At 74.3% G+C, this 17,511-nt stretch carries 14 protein-coding genes; 9 read left to right on the forward strand and 5 right to left on the reverse strand.

Going from position 1 to position 17,511, the window contains the following annotated elements:
- Positions 1 to 24 precede the first annotated feature (24 nt).
- From ACFT5B_RS17095 to ACFT5B_RS17110, 4 genes are read left to right on the forward strand one after another with little or no spacing between them, the layout of a single operon-like run.
- On the forward strand, positions 25 to 1,281 hold the full coding sequence (locus ACFT5B_RS17095; protein ID WP_386800376.1) for an enolase C-terminal domain-like protein: 1,257 nt from the start codon (positions 25 to 27) through the stop codon (positions 1,279 to 1,281).
- On the forward strand, positions 1,278 to 2,567 hold the full coding sequence (locus ACFT5B_RS17100; protein WP_386800377.1) for an ROK family transcriptional regulator: 1,290 nt from the start codon (positions 1,278 to 1,280) through the stop codon (positions 2,565 to 2,567). Before ACFT5B_RS17095 ends, ACFT5B_RS17100 begins: the two co-directional genes overlap by 4 nt.
- Positions 2,564 to 3,463, forward strand: coding sequence for a hypothetical protein (locus tag ACFT5B_RS17105; protein ID WP_386800378.1), 900 nt, complete (start codon positions 2,564 to 2,566; stop codon positions 3,461 to 3,463). Before ACFT5B_RS17100 ends, ACFT5B_RS17105 begins: the two co-directional genes overlap by 4 nt.
- Positions 3,460 to 4,335, forward strand: a complete 876-nt coding sequence (locus ACFT5B_RS17110; protein WP_386800379.1) for a sugar phosphate isomerase/epimerase family protein — start codon at positions 3,460 to 3,462, stop codon at positions 4,333 to 4,335. Before ACFT5B_RS17105 ends, ACFT5B_RS17110 begins: the two co-directional genes overlap by 4 nt.
- A 15-nt stretch (positions 4,336 to 4,350) precedes the next feature.
- Here ACFT5B_RS17110 and ACFT5B_RS17115 read toward each other — a convergent pair whose 3' ends face one another.
- On the reverse strand, positions 4,351 to 5,382 hold the full coding sequence (locus tag ACFT5B_RS17115; protein ID WP_386800380.1) for a LacI family DNA-binding transcriptional regulator: 1,032 nt from the start codon (positions 5,380 to 5,382) through the stop codon (positions 4,351 to 4,353).
- Positions 5,383 to 5,532: 150 nt separating this feature from the next.
- Between ACFT5B_RS17115 and ACFT5B_RS17120 the strand changes: the two genes are divergently transcribed.
- The 3 genes from ACFT5B_RS17120 to ACFT5B_RS17130 all read left to right on the forward strand — a co-directional run bounded on the left by ACFT5B_RS17120 (position 5,533) and on the right by ACFT5B_RS17130 (position 11,535).
- A complete protein-coding gene (locus ACFT5B_RS17120) occupies positions 5,533 to 6,240 on the forward strand; it encodes a ThuA domain-containing protein (protein ID WP_386800381.1) in 708 nt (235 codons plus the stop codon).
- Positions 6,225 to 7,313, forward strand: coding sequence for a Gfo/Idh/MocA family protein (locus ACFT5B_RS17125; protein ID WP_386800382.1), 1,089 nt, complete (start codon positions 6,225 to 6,227; stop codon positions 7,311 to 7,313). Before ACFT5B_RS17120 ends, ACFT5B_RS17125 begins: the two co-directional genes overlap by 16 nt.
- 172 nt (positions 7,314 to 7,485) lie before the next feature.
- A complete protein-coding gene (locus ACFT5B_RS17130; protein WP_386800383.1) occupies positions 7,486 to 11,535 on the forward strand; it encodes a discoidin domain-containing protein in 4,050 nt (1,349 codons plus the stop codon).
- Between the two features lie 84 nt (positions 11,536 to 11,619).
- Here the strand turns inward: ACFT5B_RS17130 and ACFT5B_RS17135 are convergent, their stop codons facing one another.
- The 3 genes from ACFT5B_RS17135 to ACFT5B_RS17145 form a co-directional block, all read right to left on the reverse strand.
- The gene (locus ACFT5B_RS17135) at positions 11,620 to 12,813 is read right to left on the reverse strand and encodes an ROK family transcriptional regulator (RefSeq protein ID WP_386800384.1); all 1,194 of its coding nucleotides are present in this window, start codon (positions 12,811 to 12,813) and stop codon (positions 11,620 to 11,622) included.
- An 82-nt stretch (positions 12,814 to 12,895) separates the two neighbouring features.
- Positions 12,896 to 14,482: a beta-xylosidase gene (locus ACFT5B_RS17140; RefSeq protein WP_386800385.1), complete on the reverse strand. Its 1,587-nt coding sequence runs from the start codon at positions 14,480 to 14,482 to the stop codon at positions 12,896 to 12,898.
- Between the two features lie 93 nt (positions 14,483 to 14,575).
- Positions 14,576 to 14,959, reverse strand: coding sequence for a VOC family protein (locus ACFT5B_RS17145; protein ID WP_386800386.1), 384 nt, complete (start codon positions 14,957 to 14,959; stop codon positions 14,576 to 14,578).
- A 254-nt stretch (positions 14,960 to 15,213) separates the two neighbouring features.
- Here ACFT5B_RS17145 and ACFT5B_RS17150 point away from each other — a divergent pair, with 254 nt between their 5' ends.
- Positions 15,214 to 16,143, forward strand: coding sequence for a DNA-3-methyladenine glycosylase family protein (locus ACFT5B_RS17150; protein WP_386800387.1), 930 nt, complete (start codon positions 15,214 to 15,216; stop codon positions 16,141 to 16,143).
- 41 nt (positions 16,144 to 16,184) lie between these two features.
- Here ACFT5B_RS17150 and ACFT5B_RS17155 read toward each other — a convergent pair whose 3' ends face one another.
- Positions 16,185 to 16,760 (reverse strand): ClpP family protease, encoded by a 576-nt coding sequence (locus ACFT5B_RS17155; RefSeq protein ID WP_386800388.1) that lies wholly within the window; start codon positions 16,758 to 16,760, stop codon positions 16,185 to 16,187.
- A gap of 168 nt (positions 16,761 to 16,928) precedes the next feature.
- Between ACFT5B_RS17155 and ACFT5B_RS17160 the strand changes: the two genes are divergently transcribed.
- Positions 16,929 to 17,399 (forward strand): helix-turn-helix domain-containing protein, encoded by a 471-nt coding sequence (locus ACFT5B_RS17160; RefSeq protein ID WP_386800389.1) that lies wholly within the window; start codon positions 16,929 to 16,931, stop codon positions 17,397 to 17,399.
- Positions 17,400 to 17,511 lie beyond the last annotated feature (112 nt).

Raw genomic sequence — 17,511 nt, forward strand, 5'->3', positions numbered from 1 at the left:
TAGCAAGGAGCACTGATTTCCACCATGCCGTTCGACACGTTCGCCAACCCCTGGCCCGGCCGGGAGGACGTCCGGATCACGTCCGTCCGCGCCATCACGACGGCGCCCGAGGGCACGGCGCTGGTCGTGGTGCGGATCGACACCGACGTCCCCGGGCTGTACGGCCTCGGGTGCGCCACCTTCACCCAGCGGTGGAAGGCCGTGCGCACGTTCGTCGACGAGCACCTCGCGCGGCTGCTCGTCGGGCGCTACCCCGGGGACATCGGCGACCTCACGCGCCTCGCCGCGTTCTCGGGCTACTGGCGGGGCGGCCCGGTCACCAACAACGCGATCTCCGGCGTCGACCAGGCGCTGTGGGACATCGCCGGCAAGCGTGCGGGCATGCCCGTCCACGAGCTGCTCGGCGGCAAGGTGCGCGCCGCCGCGGACACCTACATCCACGCGGCCGGCCGCACCGCCGACGAGGTGATCGAGGAGGCCCAGGGCTTCGTCGACGCCGGGTGGCGGCACGTGCGGATCCAGCTCTCCACGCCGGGCGGCGGCGGGTACGGGGCCCCGAGCGTCCCGACCGAGTACCCCGACGCGCCCTACGCGAACGGCTGGAGCTCGCGCGACTACCTGCGGCGGGTCCCGGCGCTGTTCGAGGCCGTCCGCGAGGCCCTGCCCGACCGGGTCGAGCTGCTCCACGACGTGCACTCGCGCCTCACCCCCAAGGACGCCGTCTGGCTGGCGCGCGCCGTCGAGCCGTACCGGCCGTACTTCCTCGAGGACGTGCTGCCGCCCGAGCACTGGGACCGCCTGCCCGAGGTGCGCGCCGCGAGCCCCGTGCCGATCGCGGTCGGCGAGCTCACGACGTCGCTCACCGACGCGGTGCGGCTCGTGCGCGACGGGGGTGTCGACTTCATCCGGTCGCACGTCTCCGACATCGGCGGCCTGACCCCCGCCCGCAAGCTCGCGGACCTCGCCGAGCTGTGCGGTGTCAAGACCGCGTGGCACGGCCCGGGCGACACCTCGCCCATCGGGGCGGCCGCGAACGTCGCCCTCGACGTCACCTCCGCAGCCTTCGGCATCCAGGAGGGCCACCTCTACAATGAGGCCACGCACGACGTCTTCCCCGGGACCCTGCAGATCAAGGACGGCTGGCTGGTCCCCAACGAGACGCCGGGCTGGGGCATCGACATCGACGAGGAGATGGCGGCCCGGTACCCGGCCGAGCTCTCCGGACACGACGCCTGGGCCGCAGGCGTCCGCCGACCCGACGGAGCGCTGGAGGCACCGTGACCGAGCTGACCGACACGCCCAGTCGCCGTCACGAGGTCCGGTCCTACGCCGCGCGACGCCCGCGACCCTGGGGTGACCGGAGCCAGCCGGGCGCCAACCAGTACGACCTCGGCTCGTTCAACGAGGCGACCATCATCGAGACGATCCGGCTCGCGGGCACCATCACGCGCACCGAGATCTCCGAGCAGACTGGGCTCACGCAGCAGTCGGTGTCGCGGATCCTCCGCGTCCTCCTGGAGCGCGGGCTGCTCGCCGAGGGCGCCGCGGAGCGCACCGAGCGGCTGGGCAAGCCCCGGACGCCGGTGCGCCTGCGCGCCGAGGCGGCGCACGCGGCCGGGGTGCTCGTCGACCCGGAGCTGGTGTCGGTCGTGCTGACCGACCTGGACGGCGCGGTGCTCGAGAAGCGCACGGTCCCGCTCGACGCCGAGGTCGCGCCCGCGGCGCTCGTCGAGATCGTCGCGGGGTGCGTCGACTCCGTCCTGGCGGACTCGGGCATCGACCCGACGACGTTCCTCGGCGTCGGCGTCGCGGTCCCGGGGCCGATCACGATCGACGGCCAGCTCCTCGACCTGCCGCTGTCCGAGGCGTGGCGCAACGTGCCCCTGCGGGGCATGCTCGCCGACCGGCTGGGCTGCCCGGTCGTCCTCGAGAAGGACGGCACGGCGGCCGCGGCCGGCGAGCAGTGGGTCGGCCGGACCGACCGCGCCGGCGACTTCGTGTACCTGTACGTGGGCACCGGCATGGGCTCGGGCCTCGTCCTGAACGGCGAGACGTACCGCGGTGGGAGCGCTAACGCGGGCGAGTTCGGCCAGCTCTGCGCCGTCCGCCTCGGGCTGGTCGACGAGAGCGGCAGGCCGCAGCTCGTCCGCGAGTGCAACCCCACCGTCGCGCTCCCGGAGATCGCGCGCGAGCTCGGCTACGACGGCCCCGGCCGCACGTTCCGCGAGCTCTGCGCGGCGACGGGCGCGGGCGACCCCGCCGCCGTCGCGGCCGCGCAGCAGATCGCCGACGTCATCGCGCTCGGCGCCGTCGCGCTCATCGACCTGCTCGACCTCCCGCTGCTGGTCGTGGGCGGGCCCGCGTTCGCGCCGGAGCTGCAGCCGATCCTCGTCGACACCATCGACAAGGCGGTCAACAGCCTCCCGACGGCGCACGGGGCGCGGCGCGTCGAGGTCCAGCACTCGGTGGTCCAGGGCGAGGCGGGTGCGATCGGCGCGGCGTCGACGATCTTCCACGCCTCGTTCGCGCCCACGGTGCGCCGCACGCGTCAGCACGCGATCTCGTGAGCAGCAGACCTGGACCCGAGGGACGTACGCAGCTCCGCTCCCCCGACGGGGCGTTCACCGTCGTCGTCGACCGCACGGGTGCCCGGATCGCGTCGCTCGAGCACCTGGCGACCGGCACGGAGCTCCTGCTCCGCCTGCCGTGGGAGGACGAGGACTGGGCGACGGCGTACCCGTCGACGAGCTCGAACGAGGAGTGGCACCGCCGGTACGCGGGCGGCTGGCACTCGCTCGTCCCGCACGCGGGCGACCAGCGCACGGTCGGCGGCGTCGAGCACCCGTTCCACGGCGAGGCGGCCTGGCGGCGCTGGCGCGTGCTCGAGGCCGACCCGAGCTCCTGCACGCTCGAGGTCGTGCTCCGGACGGCACCCCTGACCGTGCGGCGCACCGTCCGCGCGACCTCGACGGGCGTCGTCGTCGACCAGACGGTGGCCAACCACGCGGTCCGACCGACGGCGTTCACCTGGACCGAGCACCCGACGTTCGCCGGCGCCCTCGCGGGCGCCGGCTCGACCATCACGCTGGGCGGCGACGCCGTCGACGCCGCCTTCCCCGGCGGCGACGGGCCGCCCGGCGGCTTCCAGTCGGTCCGCGCCAAGGGCCGCGGCGACGTCGAGCTGCGCAACGACGCCGCCGGCACGGCCGTGACGCTCCGCTGGGATCCCGAGCTGTTCCCCTACCTGCACGTGTGGCAGGAGCACGGCGGGACGACCGGCTTCCCCTGGTGGGGCTCGGTCGACGCCGTCGCGCTCGAGCCCGCGTGCCGCCCGTACGACCCCGACGAGACGCTCGGGCCGCTCGTGCTCGCCGGCGGCGAGGAGCTCGCCGCGCGCTTCGAGCTCGAGGCGACCGTGGGCCCACCCGCCCCGCACGACCGACAGACGAAGGAGTCCCGGTGACCACGATCGGCGTCCAGACCATGATGCTGCGCGACGAGTTCGCGGAGCGCGGCATCGTCGAGACCTTCCGGCGGGTACGGGACATCGGCTACCGCGCCGCCGAGATCTCGGCCGTCGAGATGAGCGCCGCGAACGTGGCGGCGCTCGCGCGGGTGCGCGACGAGCTCGGCGTCGAGATCGCGTCGATCTCGGGCGGTCTCACCGCCCCCGACGGCGCCCCCTCGCTCAGCACGCACCTCGACACGTTCGTGGCCGACGCCCGGACGCTGGGCGCGCGGATGATCCGCATCGGCATGCTGCCCGCGGCGGCGATGGCGTCGACGGCGCGCGTCGAGGAGTTCGCGGACCGGTGCCAGGAGGTCGCGGAGGCGCTCCGCGAGCACGACATCGCGCTGTACTACCACAACCACCACGTGGACTTCGCGAAGTACGACGGCCGCTTCCTGCTCGACGTCGTCGCCGAGCGCTCCCCGCTCGTGGGCTTCGAGATCGACGTGCACTGGGTCCAACGCGGGGGCCTCGACCCCGTCACGACGCTGCGCCGGTACGGCGCCGGCGGGCGCGTGGCGATGGTCCACCTCAAGGACTACCGGATCGGCCACCTCGACCCGGCGGTCTACGCGTCGCTCGACGCGGGCGACCAGGCGCCGTGGCAGCAGGGGCTGCGAGACGTGGTGCAGTTCGCGGAGGTCGGCGAGGGGAACCTCGACTTCCCGGCGATCGTCGAGACGAGCAAGGAGATCGGCGCCGCGTACCTGCTCGTCGAGCAGGACGAGTTCTACGGCCGCACCGCGCTCGAGTGCCTGCAGACCTCCTACGACAACCTGGTGGCCCTCGGCTACGGGGAGCTCTTCACGCCCGCCGGGGCGTGAAGGTCCCGCTCTCGCTCACCCGGCCGTCGGGTTCGCGGTCGACCCGCGGACGACGAGCGTCGTCGCGAGCTCCTCGCGCGGCGCGTCAGCGCCCGGGACGAGCGGGGCGTCGCTGATCCGGAGCAGCATCCGCAACGCCGCCTCGCCCATCTGCGCGATGGGCTGACGGACGCTCGTGAGCCCGGGCTGGACCCACTCGGCCTCGGGGAGGTCGTCGAACCCGACGACCGCGACGTCCTCGGGGACCCGCAGCCCGGCGACGGCCGCGGCGTCGTACACGCCCAGCGCCATGGTGTCCGAGCACGCGAAGACCCCCGTGGGGCGGCTCTGCCCGGCCAGCAGGTCGCCCGCGAGCGCCGCGGCGCCCGCGCGGGTCCAGTCGCCGTGCACCACGGCCTCCTCGGGGAGCGCGACGCCGGCCTCGGCGAGCGCCGAGCGGAACCCGTCGACGCGTGCCTGGCTGTAGAGGTGCCGGCGCCGGCCGGCGAGGACGGCGAGACGGCGGTGCCCGAGGGCGAGGAGGTGCTCGGCGGCGGTCCGCCCGCCGGTCCAGTTGGTCGCACCGACGCTCGCGACGGTCCGGGGCGGCTGGGTCACCGGGTCGAGCAGCACCACGGGGACCCGCGCGGCGGCGAGCGCGGCGAGCTGCTCGCTCGTGGTGTCGACGAGCGCGACGACCGCGCCCCGCGAGCCGCGCGCGAGGAGCCGGGCGAGCCAGGCGTCGTCGGGCTGGTGGGACGCGACCGAGACGACGACGTCGAGCCCGGCCGCGGCGGCGGCACGCTCGACGCCGCTGAGGGCCCGGTTGGCCCAGGTCCCGTCGACGCCGCTGAGGACGAGGTCGACGAGGTGCGGTCCCCCGTCGGTCACGGCGGGCGCGCGGCGCGCGCGGCCGCGGTACCCGAGCTCCTCGACGGCGCGCATCACCCGCGTGCGGGTGGCGGCGGAGACGTCCGAGCGGCCGCGCAGCACCTTGGAGGCCGTGGGGACGGTCGTGCCGGCGGCCGCGGCGACGTCGGCGAGGGTGACGGGACGTTCGGAGGGCACGTCGGGACGCTAGCGCGCCCGCTCAAATTTGCGCAACTTTTCTGCCGAGAAGGCGCCGCCTGGACCCTTGTTCTCGACGCTCACCCCGTGCGAGACTTCCGGAACCTCTGATGAAACCGTGCAAAGTTGCGCAACATGGGGAGTATTCGAATGACAGACCACAAGCAGAGACGCGCGCTGGTCGTGCGCGGCGGGTGGGACGGGCACCAGCCCGTCGAGACCACCGACTCGTTCGTCCCGTTCCTCGCCGAGCACGGGTACGACGTCCGCGTGGAGGACACGACGGCCGTCTACGCCGACGCGGCGGCCATGGCGGACGTGGACGTCGTCGTCCAGACCGTCACCATGAGCAGCATCACCGGCGAGGAGCTCCACGGCCTCACCGCGGCGGTCCGGGCGGGCACCGGCCTGGCAGGCTGGCACGGCGGCATCGCCGACTCCTTCCGGAACAGCTCGGACTACCTGCACCTGGTCGGCGGCCAGTTCGCGACGCACCCCGCCAAGGCGCCGCGCGAGGAGCTGGCCGGGGACGCCACGGACAACTTCGTGCGGTACACGGTCGAGATCGTCCCGGAGAAGGCCGACCACCCGATCGTCGCCGGACTGAGCGACTTCGAGCTCACGACCGAGCAGTACTGGGTGCTCACCGACGAGTACAACGACGTCCTGGCGACGACGACGCTCGCTGCACCCGACTTCCACCCGTGGCACCGGCCCGTCACGTGCCCGGCCGTGTGGACGCGGCTGTGGGGCGAGGGTCGCGTGTTCGTCTCCACCCCCGGGCACGGCCTCGACGTCACCCGGGACCCGAACGTCCGGACCATCATCGAGAGGGGAATCCTGTGGGCCAGCCGCTGAGGATCGGCATCGTCGGCGCCGGGGCGATCTCCGGCGCCTACCTGAGCACGTTCGAACGCCTCGAGGCGGTGCGGCTCGTCGCCGTTGCCGACCTGGACGCCGCACGCGCCGCCGCCGTGGCGGCCGAGCAGGGCGTGCGCGCCCTCACCGTCGACGAGCTCCTCGCCGACCCCGAGGTCGACGTGGTGCTCAACCTGACCGTCCCGGCCGCGCACGCGGACGTCGCCCTCCGCGCGATCGCCGCGGGCAAGGGCGTCTACGGCGAGAAGCCGCTGGCCGCGACGCTCGACGAGGCGCGCGCCGTCGTCGAGGCCGGTCGGGCCGCGGGCGTCCGCGTGGGATGCGCCCCGGACACCGTCCTCGGGACGGGCGTCCAGACCGCCCGCAAGGCCGTCGACGACGGTCTGGTCGGCACCCCGGTCGCGGCCACGGCGACCATGGTGACGCCGGGCCACGAGCGCTGGCACCCGAACCCGGACTTCTACTACCTGCCGGGCGGTGGCCCGCTGCTGGACATGGGCCCCTACTACGTGACCGCGCTCGTGACGCTGCTCGGGCCGGTCGAGTCGGTCGTGGGGAGCGCGAGCCGGGCGCGGGCGACCCGGACGATCGGTTCCGGCCCGCGCGCGGGCGAGACCGTGCCGGTCGACGTCGACACGCACGTGACCGGGGTGCTGCGGCACGAGTCGGGCGCACTGTCGACGCTCGTCATGAGCTTCGACGCCGTCGCGACCCACGCGTCGTGCATCGAGGTCCACGGCGACCAGGGGTCGCTCGTCGTGCCGGACCCCAACGGGTTCGCCGGCACCGTCGAGCTCCACCGCCTCGGAGGCGGATGGGAGGAGCTCCCGGTGAGCGCCGGGTACCGCGATGCGGCCCGCGGTTACGGGCTCGCTGACCTCGCGGCCACGCCGGACGGGGTCACCGCCCGGGCCAGCGGCGACCTCGCCTACCACGTGCTCGACATCATGACGTCGCTGCTCACGGCCGCGGAGAAGGGCACCTCGGTCGCCGTCGCGAGCACCTGCGAGCGGCCCGCAGCCGTCCCGCTCTCGGACGCCCCGCGCGTCTGACGCACGCCGCCCCACCCCGACGCCGCCCGGCGAGGATGCACTCCTCGCCGGGCGGCGTCGTCGTATCCGGACAAAGTGGGTCTGGCCACTTAGTAACACCTATGGTTTTATTTGAACGCCACGCATCGCGCGCGGCAGCTGGACCCAGATTTCCGAGACGAAGGTGTTGAGGATGGAATCGAGCCGGAGAAGAACCAGCACGGCCGCGCGGGGTGCGGCCGCGGCCTCCGTCGCCCTGGCCCTGGTGGCCGCGTCGGTCGCCACGACGACGAGCGCCGACGCGGCAGCGCCGACGACGACCGCGACCGCGGACGGACAGACCGCGGCGCGGCAGGCCGCCGCCACGGCAGCGCCGTCGGCGGCGACCGCGCCGAAGGTCGACGTGGACCGCTATCCGCTCGGGGTCGGCGCCGACCTCGGCGAGAAGGTGACGTCGTACGGGCTGACGGCCGCGAGCGCCCCGACGGCGGGCGCGCAGGAGGTTGGCGAGCAGGGCGGCCGCGCGTTCTGGCGCACCGCGCAGGCGGCCGGGGCGAAGGCCCTGACGCTCGACGTGGCGGACGGCTACGTGAGCCGCCTGACCTCGAAGCCCGGTTACCTCGTGGTGGACCACCTGGCCGGGACCGCGCCGAGCGTGTCGACGACGGAGGCCGACGGCGCAGCCGTCGTCCTGCCCGGCTCGACCGAGGACGACGCCGACGGGGACGGCTGGACGACGACCGTCGTCCCGCTGCCGCAGGGCTCGCTCCACGCGGGCTCGGACGGGGCCGCCGAGCTGACGCTGACGCCGACGGGCGACGGCGAGCTCACGGTCGCGTCGGTGCGGGTCGTCGAGCAGACGGCGCGCGTCGACCTCGGACCGACGGTCGCGTCGGACGGCATCAGCGTCCGCGCGGGCGACAACGAGAGCGGTCTCGTCACCGGGACGGACGCCGGCCACACGTACTGGCAGACGGGCAGGGCCGCGGGGACGAACTTCGTCTACGCGAACGTCGACGACGCGCGGCTGTACGACACGACGGACCGCGTGCTCGTCGACGTCGGCTACCAGGCGTCGGGCGGCAGCCTGTTCCTCGAGTACGACTCCCCGGGCGAGACGATCCCCGAGAAGTTCAAGGACTCGGCGAGCCACGACCTCGGCACGGGCGGCGCGTGGACGGACCACGTCTGGCTCCTCGACGACGCGATCCTCACGAACCGTTCGAACGGCTCGGACTTCCGGGTCTCGGCCGAGCAGTCGTCCGTCGACGTGCGCATGGACGGCGTGGCCGTGACCGCGGTCCCGCTGAAGCTCGACCCGACGGTCGCGCTGCGCCGCCTCATCGACAAGGCGGACGTCGCGCACTTCGCCGCGCGCGAGGGCACGCGCGACGGCCAGTACCCCGCGGGGGCGAAGGCGACGCTCCAGGCAGCGATCGATGCCGCCCAGGCCGTCGTCGACGATCCCGACGCGACGGGCGCCGAGATCGACACGGCGATCGACACCCTGGTGGCCTCCCTCGAGTCCTTCCTCGCGAGCCAGCGCACCACCGATCTGGCCCGCGGCGCGATCGCGACGGCGTCGTCGACGGGCGGCGGCACACCCGCCGCGCTCACCGACGGCGACGGCGGCACGGCGTGGACCTCGAAGCCCGGCGGGAGCGCCTGGGCGCAGGTCGACCTCGGCACGGTCCGGACGGTCAGCGCGATCACCCTCCAGTGGACCGGCGACTACGCGAACGCGTACCGCGTCGAGGTGTCGACGGACGGCGCGCACTACACCGAGGTCGCGAGGGCCGGTGCGCTCGGCGGCGGCGCGCTCGAGACCCGGTTCTCGCCCGTGGACGCGCGCTACGTGCGGGCGTCGTTCGACAAGCTCGCGGTGCAGCGCGCCGCGTTCGGGCTGTCCGCTTTCGAGGTGCGCCAGGTGCCCACGGTCGACCTCGCGTCGAAGGTCGTGAAGACGAGGTTCCCGACCGAGGACGTCGTCGTCGCGGACGTCGACGCGTCCGACTACGGCGTGGACCCGACCGGCAAGGCCGACTCGACCGCCGGCATCCAGGCCGCGCTCGACACGTGCCACGACGCGGGCGGCGGCACCGTCTGGCTGCCCGCCGGCCGGTACCGCGTCACCGACACGATCGAGGTGGGCGCGTACTGCACGCTCCGTGGCGACCGCCAGGACCCGGACGTCGAGGGGCCGAACCTGCGCGGGGACTACGGGACCGTCGTGGTGGCGGACCTCCCGTCCGGCGAGGACGGGCCGAGCCTGTTCCTCGTCGGCGGCAGCGCCGGCGTCGTCGGCCTGACCACGTACTACCCAGGCCAGGACGCCGCGCACCCCGTGCCGTACGGGTACACGTTCGAGCTGCCCGGGCTCGCGTGGCAGGGCAACCAGAACTACATGATGTCCAGCGTCGAGCACGTCACGATGCTCAACTCGTACCGGGGCATCGGGATCTCCACGCGCCGCAACGACCAGGGCGGCGGCCCCGGCGCCCAGGGGCACGAGCTCGCGAACGTGCGTGACGTCTCCGGCACCGTGCTCTCCCAGGGCGCCGCGGGCTTCAACGGCGCCGACGTCGGCGTGTGGGAGGACGTGCGCTTCGACAACGCGTACTGGGCGGCCGCGGGCAAGGCGTTCCACGCCCCGAAGCGGTCGGTCCTCGACGCGTGGACGAGAGCGCACGGCACCGGCTTCGTGCTCGGTGACCTCGAGTGGGACCAGTTCGTCGGCCTCCACGCCGCGGACTACGCGGTGGGCATCGACGTCGTGAAGGGCCCGCGCGCCACGTTCACGGGCGCGTTCGTCGACGCGGACATCCTCCGCACCGGGACCGCCGTCAAGGTCGAGAAGTCCGACGACCGCTGGGGCCTCAGCTTCGCCGGGGGCACCCTCGAGGGCTCCGACGCGGCCGTCGCCAACACCTCCGACGGCTACGTGAAGCTCACGGGCGTGACCACGCGTGGTGCCCTGAGCGGCACCGTGCACGTGCTCGACTCCGCGACGACGATCCCGGCGGCCCCCGCCGAGGCCGTCACCGCGAAGCCCAGGGCCCGCCTGTTCGACGTCACGAAGGCGCCGTACTCCGTGCCCCGCACCCCCAGCCAGCTCGGCTCGACCGACGCGACGGCCGCGATCCAGCGCGCCCTCGACGACGCCGGCCGCGCAGGCGGCGGGGTCGTCTACCTGCCCGCCGGGTGGTACACGGTGACGGGGCACCTCACGGTGCCGGCGCGCGTCGAGCTCCGCGGCGCGTCCAGCGTGCCCCAGCGCGACTCGCTCATCGAGTCGGCCGGGACCGTCCTCATGGCGAGCGAGGGGCGCGACGCGGCCGACGCCGACGACGCCACGGCCCTCGTGACCCTGGCCGGGAAGCGCGCCGGCGTGCGCGGGCTCCGGGTGTTCTATCCCGGGAACAACCCCGCCTCGTCCGACGGCGCCGTCCCCTACCCGTTCACCGTCCGCGGCACCGCACCCCAGGTGTACGTGGTGAACGTGGGGCTGGAGAACTCGTGGAACGCCATCGACATGACGGCGAAGGCCGACCGGTTCGTCGTCCGACGGGTCGTCGGGCTGTTCCTCAACGACGGTGTGCGTGCCGGGGCGAACAAGGGCGGCACCGTCCAGGGCGTGCTCTCGAACGGGAACGTCGCCACGCGCATGGCGTACGGCGTCCCCGGCTGGGTCGAGGCCGACAACCTGTTCGCGCAGGTCATCGACGGCGTCTCTCGCAAGCACGAGGTGCTCGTCGCCGCCCACGGCTCGAGGAACCTGACCGTGCAGGACTCGTTCGCCTACGGCGCCCACGACGGGATCGTCGCCCGCGACGGCGCGTCCGTGACCGCGTTCAACATCGGGACCGACAACCTCGGCGACGGTGGATACACGGCCGACGCGGACGACACGAGCCGCATCACCGCCGTGAACCTCATGCGGTACAACGGCACGACCAGCCGCGGACCGGTGACCATCGTCAACCCGATGGCCATCACCATGGCCCAGGTGTCGTTCACGGCGACGGCCTCGCCCGTCCGGGGCGGGACCGTCCAGGTGGTCGGCAACGAGACCGAGCCCGGCAGGTACGAGAAGGGCAGCACCGTCCGGCTGGTCGCCGAGCCGTCGGGGGCCTACCGGTTCACCGGCTGGCGGGACGGGTCGGGACAGGTCGTGAGCACGGCGAAGACGCTCGACCTCGTGCTCGACGCCGACCGCTCCCTCACCGCGGAGTTCTCGCGGTAGCGGTCCGCGTCCGATCCAGCAGCGGGGTGCGGCCGCGGTTCCTCCGGGAGCCGCGGCCGCACCTCGTCGGGCGTCGAGCGGCCGTCAGCCGAGCAGGAGGGTCTGCGGCTGGGCGGACAGCGTCTGGTCCAGGACGAGGCACGCGGCGCCCACCGCGCCGACGTCGTCGCCGAGGCCCGAGCCCACGACCGCGAAGTCGTGCAGCGCCCGGTAGGGCCACGTGGCGACGATCTCCGGCACGATCTCGAGGAACCGCTCGCGGACGATCGGCCACACCGGGCCGCCGAACACGATGAGCTCGGAGTCGACGAGCGTCGCCGCCGCGCAGACCCCCCGCCCGACGCGGCGTGCCCAGCCGTCGATGATCGCGGTCGCCGCCTCGTCGCCGCCGTGCGCGAGCCCTGCGAGGCGCGCGGCCTGGACCTCGGCGTCGCGCGGTCCGACCGGGGCGTCGTCGGCCTCGAGCACGCCCCGCTCGATGGCCTCGGCGACGAGGGCGCGCGTCGTCAGCGACGCGTCGAGCCCGCCGATCTCGCCGGCGTTGCCCGAGAACCCGCGCACGACGGCGTCCCCGACGACGAGCCCCATCCCGGACCCCGTGCCGATGTAGAAGAACAGAAAGTTGCCGGAGTGCTGGGCCACGCCCGCCCACCGCTCCGCAATCGCCGCCGCGATCACGTCCTTGTCCATGACGACCGGCAGCCCGGTCGCCTCCGCCAGGCGGTCGCGCACATGGACGCGCTCCCACCCCTGGAGCTGAGGTGGCCGCACGATCGCGCCGGCCGCGAGGTCCAGCGGGCCGGGCGCCGCGATCCCGAGGCCCAGGACCTTGCTCCGGTCGACGCCCGACTCGTCGAGGACCTGCGCGAGCGTGGCGGCCATCTCGTCGAGGGTCGCGACCTCGTCGGCGACCTGCGGCGTCGGGCGGCGCGTGCGGTGCACCACGGACCCGACGAGGTCGAGCACGACGTACGTCACGACGGCCGGGTCGAGGTGCACCCCGACCGCGTAGCGCGCCGAGGGCTCGACCTGCAGGACGATGCGGGGCTTCCCGCCGAGGCCGCTCTTCTTGCCGGTCTCCCTGACGAGCCCGCGCTCGATGAGGCGGCGGCAGATGTTGGAGACGGTCTGCGCGGACAGCCGGGTCGCGCCGGCGAGCTCGACGCGGCTCAGGCCCTCGGGCGAACGCCGGATCGCGTCGAGCACCACGGACTCGTTGAAGTCGCCCATCCGGGGGAGGTTGGTGCCCCGGCGCGCTGTCGCGTGCTCGGCCGTCACGGTTCCCCTCCCTCGCCGGCGAGCCCCGGCCGCCCCTGCGTCACGACGTCGCACATCGTCTCACGCACGCATGTCGCCGACGTCAGGCCAGCTGCGTGAGGGCGAGCACGGACCAGGGCGCGAGCTCGACGTCGAGGGCGAGCACGCCGTCGTCGGCGGCGGTCACGGTCCGCACCGCGGTCGCCCGCGCGGCCCGGTCGAGCGCGGCCGTCTCGGCGCGGGTGGGCTCGGTCGGGGCGCCCAGCGCGTGCCACGCCGCGATCGCGTTGCCGTGCGTCTCGTCGAGCACCTCGACCTGGAAGCTCGCGCCCGACGCCACCCCGTCGACGCGCAGCTCGAGGCGGCGCGGCGTGCCCGTCGCAGCGGTCCGCTCGGCGACCGCGCGGTCGTCGAACGACGCGGGGACGGACCGCGGCTCCTCGGCCGGGTAGTGGTAGGCGAGCGCCTGGACCCGGCCGCGCGCGTCGCGCGTGACGACGGCGCCGTCCGTTCGCGCGAGCAGCCGGTCACCGAGCCCCGCGAGCATCCGGTAGGCGTGGAACGTGGGCTTCGGCACGCCCTGGAGGGTGATCATCCCGAAGCCGCCGTGGAACATCTCGTCGCCCGCGCCGCCCTCCTCGAACACGTCGGTGAACGTCCAGTAGGCGAGCGAGTCGACGGTGCCGAGGCCGTGCAGCACGGTCCTGACCACGAAGGTCGCGGCCGGCACGGTGTCGTGGGCGTGGTCGCGCGGCGAGCTCGACGAGCTCCACTCCGTCAGGTGGATCTCCGCGTCGGGGAACGGGCTCGCGTCGACGAGACGGCGGATCTCCGCGAGGTCGCGGGGCGTCGCGTCGACGCCCCGCGTGAGCTTCTGCCCCTGCCCGTGCTCGTCGAGCGCCCAGTCGGTCGGGTACGGGTGGGCGGAGACGAAGTCGGCCGGGAGGTCGTTCGCGGCGCAGTAGGACAGGAACGCGTCGAGCCAGACGGGCTTCCAGTCGAGCGTGTCGAGGTCGACGCCGAACGTCGCCGTGTGCACGGTGAAGTCCTCGGTCTCGCCGTCGAACCGGGTGTCGGGGACGAAGTTCGACGTCGCCGGGCCGCCGACGCGCAGACCGGCGTCGACGTCCTTCACCGCGCGCGCCGTCGCGGCGTACAGCTCGAGGTACTCGGACCGGGTGCCACGGAAGAACCCGCGCAGGTTGGGCTCGTTCCACACCTCGAAGTACCAGCGCCGGACCTCGTCGAGGCCGTAGCGGGCGACCCAGTGCCGCACCGTGCGCCCGACCAGCTCGGACCAGCGGCCGAGGTCCGTGGGCGGGGCGCCGTGAGCGCCCCACCAGAACACGGTCTCCGTCTCGCGGGCCAGCGCGCGGGGGCTGAAGCCGAGCTCGACGAACGGGCGGACCCCGGCGTCGAGCAGGGCGTCGAAGAGCGCGTCGACGTACTGGAAGTTGTAGACGGGCGTGCCGTCCTCGCGTTCCGTGTACACGAACATGTCGTCGTGGAAGAGCCCGTGGAACCGGACGTAGCGGAACCCGCACGCGGCCTGCACCTCGGCGAGCTGGCGCTGCCAGTCCGCACGCAGCCCCTCGTTCGCGCGCCCCGCCCCGACGACGGCGGACCAGTAGTGCTCGAGCGGCTCCCCCGCGTCCGGGGCGTGCGCGTGCAGGGAGATGGCGGGAACCACGGCGGGCCTCCAGGACGTCGTCGGCTGTCGGCCGGGACGGTGTCCCGGGCGCCGCCATCATAAATCAAACTGATGGACTTACGATCGGGGTGCTCAGGACGCCTCGACCACCGAGAGGACGTTCCCCGCCGGGTCGGTGAACCAGCCGATCAACGGCCCGCCGCCCCGGAACACGCCGTCCTCGTCGGTCGCCATGGGCGTGCCCTCGTAGCGCTCGAACGCGACGCCCAGCGTCGTGAGCTCGGCGACCTTGGCCGTGACGTCCGCCACCGGGAAGTTGAGGACGGTGAACGACGCCGGCTGGTGCGCGGCGCCCTTGTCGTAGACGAACACGCCCGAGTCGCCCGGGACGAGGATCCGCATTCCCATCTCGTCGCGCTCCACGCGCAGGCCGAGGACGTCGGCGTAGAAGTGCTGGGCGGCGTCGAGGTCGTCGACGGAGAACCCGCTGAAACAGCTGTCGAACAGTGCGGCCATGCTGCTCTCCTCCTTCGACCCGGCCGACGGTCGGCCGGGTGCGGGCCGGCGGTCCGGCCCATCGGTAGGGACTCGTCCAGCGTCGCGCAGTCATCGGCCGTCCGCCCGCCTCCGTCTCCCCCGCCCACCTCCGTCTCTCTCCCCCCCGCCCGCCTCCCTCTCCCGCTGAGTGCGTACTTTGTGTGCGACACGCCCGGCGTGTCGCACAAAAAGCACGCACTCACGGGACGGGACGGGCGTGTGACGATGGGGGCGTGCTCGCGCCCGCCCGTCCGCTCGTGTCGAGCCGGACGTTCCGGCTCGCCGCGCCCGTCGACGTGCGCGCGACCCTCCTCCCCCACCGCCGCGGCCCGCTCGATCCCGCGTTCCAGGTCGGGCCCGACGGCGCCGTCTGGCGGGCGACGCGCACCGCCGACGGCACCGCGACCCTGCGCATCCTCGCGACGGGTCCCGACACGGTGACCGCGACCGCGTGGGGTGCGGGCGCCGAGGCGGCGCTCGACTCCGTGCCCGGGCTGCTCGGCGACGACGACCCCGAGGACTTCGACCCGCCCCCCGGCCGCGTCCGCGACGCCTGGCGGCGCACCCGGACGATCCGGATGACGCGCAGCGGCAACGTCCTCGAGGCGGTCGTGCCGGCCGTCATGGAGCAGCGCGTCGTGACCCGGCAGGCGCACGACGCCTGGCGCTGGCTGCTGCGGAAGCACGGCGAGCCCGCCCCCGGCCCCGTCGCCGACCGCATGCGCGTCCCGCCGGCCGCCGAGGCGTGGGCCGCCGTCCCCGTGTGGGACTTCCACCGCGCCGGGATCGACCCCGGTCGCGCCCGCACCGTCGTCGCGTGCGCGCGCGTCGCCGCGTCGCTCCAGCGCTGCGCCGCTCTCGACCCCGCCGAGGCCCGGCGGCGCTGGCAGTCCGTGCCCGGCGTCGGGGTGTGGACGGCCGCCGAGACCGCGCAGCGGGCCCTCGGCGACCCCGACGCGCTCGCCGTGGGCGACTTCCACCTCGCCGGCCAGGTCGGGTGGGCCCTCACGGGGGAACGGGTCGACGACGACGGCATGCTCGCACTCCTCGAGCCGTTCCGCGGGCAGCGGCACCGGGCCGCGAAGCACCTGCTCCTCGCCGGGTACGCCCGGGGCGTGCGGCGGGGCCCGCGCGTCCCGCTCGAGGACCACCGCAACCGCTGACCTCGCCCCCGTCCGCCGAGTGCGGATCGAGAGTGCGCCGGTCAGACGCCGACCGGCAGGGGCATGTCGACGACGTGGTCGACGAGGCCGTAGTCGCGGGCTTCCTCGGCGGTGAACCAGTGGTCGCGGTCGGCGTCGGCGGTGATCCGCTCGACGCTCTGCCCCGTCTGCTCGGACGTGATCCGCGCCATGAGCTCCTTGGTCTGCCGGAGCTGCTCGGCCTGGATCCGGACGTCGGTCGTCGAGCCGCCGATCCCGCCGAGGGGCTGGTGCATGACGATCCGGGTGTGCGGGAGCGCGAACCGCTTGCCGGGCGTCCCGGCCGTGAGCAGCACCTGCGCCATGGACGCAGCGAAGCCCATCGCGACGGTCTGGACGTCGCACGGGACGAGCCGCATGGTGTCGAAGACGGCGAACCCCGCCGACACCGACCCTCCCGGCGAGTTGATGTAGAGCTGGATGTCGGCCTGCGGGTCCTGCGCGGCGAGCAGCAGGATCCTGCCGCAGAGCTCGTTGGCGTCGTCGTCGCGGACCTCGCGTCCGAGCACGACGATGCGGTGCTTGAGGAGCTCACGGGCGAGCTCGCGGTCGACTGGGGCAGTGGTGTCCTCGGGCATGCTCCGATCCTGCGTCCCGGACCCCGTGCCCGGCCCCCGCGTTCTGCCTCGGGCCGATCTGCCCCTGGAAGAACGGCCGATCTGCTCACGGCGCAACGCCCGGCGGCGCGTCGCCCCCGGCCCGGGGCTAGCGTCGGGAGGGAGCCGATCGACCGGAGGGACGCCATCATGCAGGACGACGTGACGACACGCGGCCGCCATCCCGCACCCGTGCGGCCCGCGGCCCGGCCCACGACCGTTCCCACGTTGCTGCGCACGGCGCTCGGAGCCTCGCTGCGCCGTCGGCGTGACGAGCAGGGCCTGCGCATCGTCGACGTCGCGGAGCGTGCCCGCCTGTCCGTCGCGTACGTGTCGGAGGTCGAGCGCGGACGCAAGGAGCCGTCGTCGGAGGTCGTGGCGGCACTGTGCCGCGCGCTCGACGCGTCGCTCGCCGACGTGCTGCGCGAGGTCGTCGAGGCGCTCGAGCGCGACGCGGCCCGCGCCCGGCTCGCCGAGCTGCGCGACCGCGCCAGGCTGAGCGGCCGCGCGCCCGTCCGTGTGCTCGACCTCACGGCCCGCGGCGAGGCGCGCCCGGCCGGTGCCCTCACGGCCCGGGTGCGCACGGACGCGCGGCTCGAGGGCCTGGCGCTCGCAGCCTGATCGCCCCGCGAGGTAGCGCCTTTCGCCCGAGGTAGCACGGAGTACGCGCTACCGGGGGCCAAAAGCGCGAACACAGCGCCGGGGGCCCCCCCCGGGGGCGGCGCCCGCCGGG

Source organism: Luteimicrobium sp. NPDC057192 (assembly GCF_042670205.1).
Taxonomy (GTDB): domain Bacteria; phylum Actinomycetota; class Actinomycetes; order Actinomycetales; family Cellulomonadaceae; genus Luteimicrobium.

What these genes read in the sequence shown, in the direction of transcription:
- ACFT5B_RS17095 (WP_386800376.1), top strand. Translation starts at nt 25, where the DNA reads ATGCCGTTCGACACGTTCGCCAACCCCTGGCCCGGCCGGGAGGACGTC.
- ACFT5B_RS17120 (WP_386800381.1), top strand. Translation starts at nt 5,533, where the DNA reads ATGACAGACCACAAGCAGAGACGCGCGCTGGTCGTGCGCGGCGGGTGG.
- ACFT5B_RS17130 (WP_386800383.1), top strand. Translation starts at nt 7,486, where the DNA reads ATGGAATCGAGCCGGAGAAGAACCAGCACGGCCGCGCGGGGTGCGGCC.
- ACFT5B_RS17145 (WP_386800386.1), bottom strand. Translation starts at nt 14,959, where the DNA reads ATGGCCGCACTGTTCGACAGCTGTTTCAGCGGGTTCTCCGTCGACGAC.
- ACFT5B_RS17155 (WP_386800388.1), bottom strand. Translation starts at nt 16,760, where the DNA reads ATGCCCGAGGACACCACTGCCCCAGTCGACCGCGAGCTCGCCCGTGAG.
- ACFT5B_RS17160 (WP_386800389.1), top strand. Translation starts at nt 16,929, where the DNA reads ATGCAGGACGACGTGACGACACGCGGCCGCCATCCCGCACCCGTGCGG.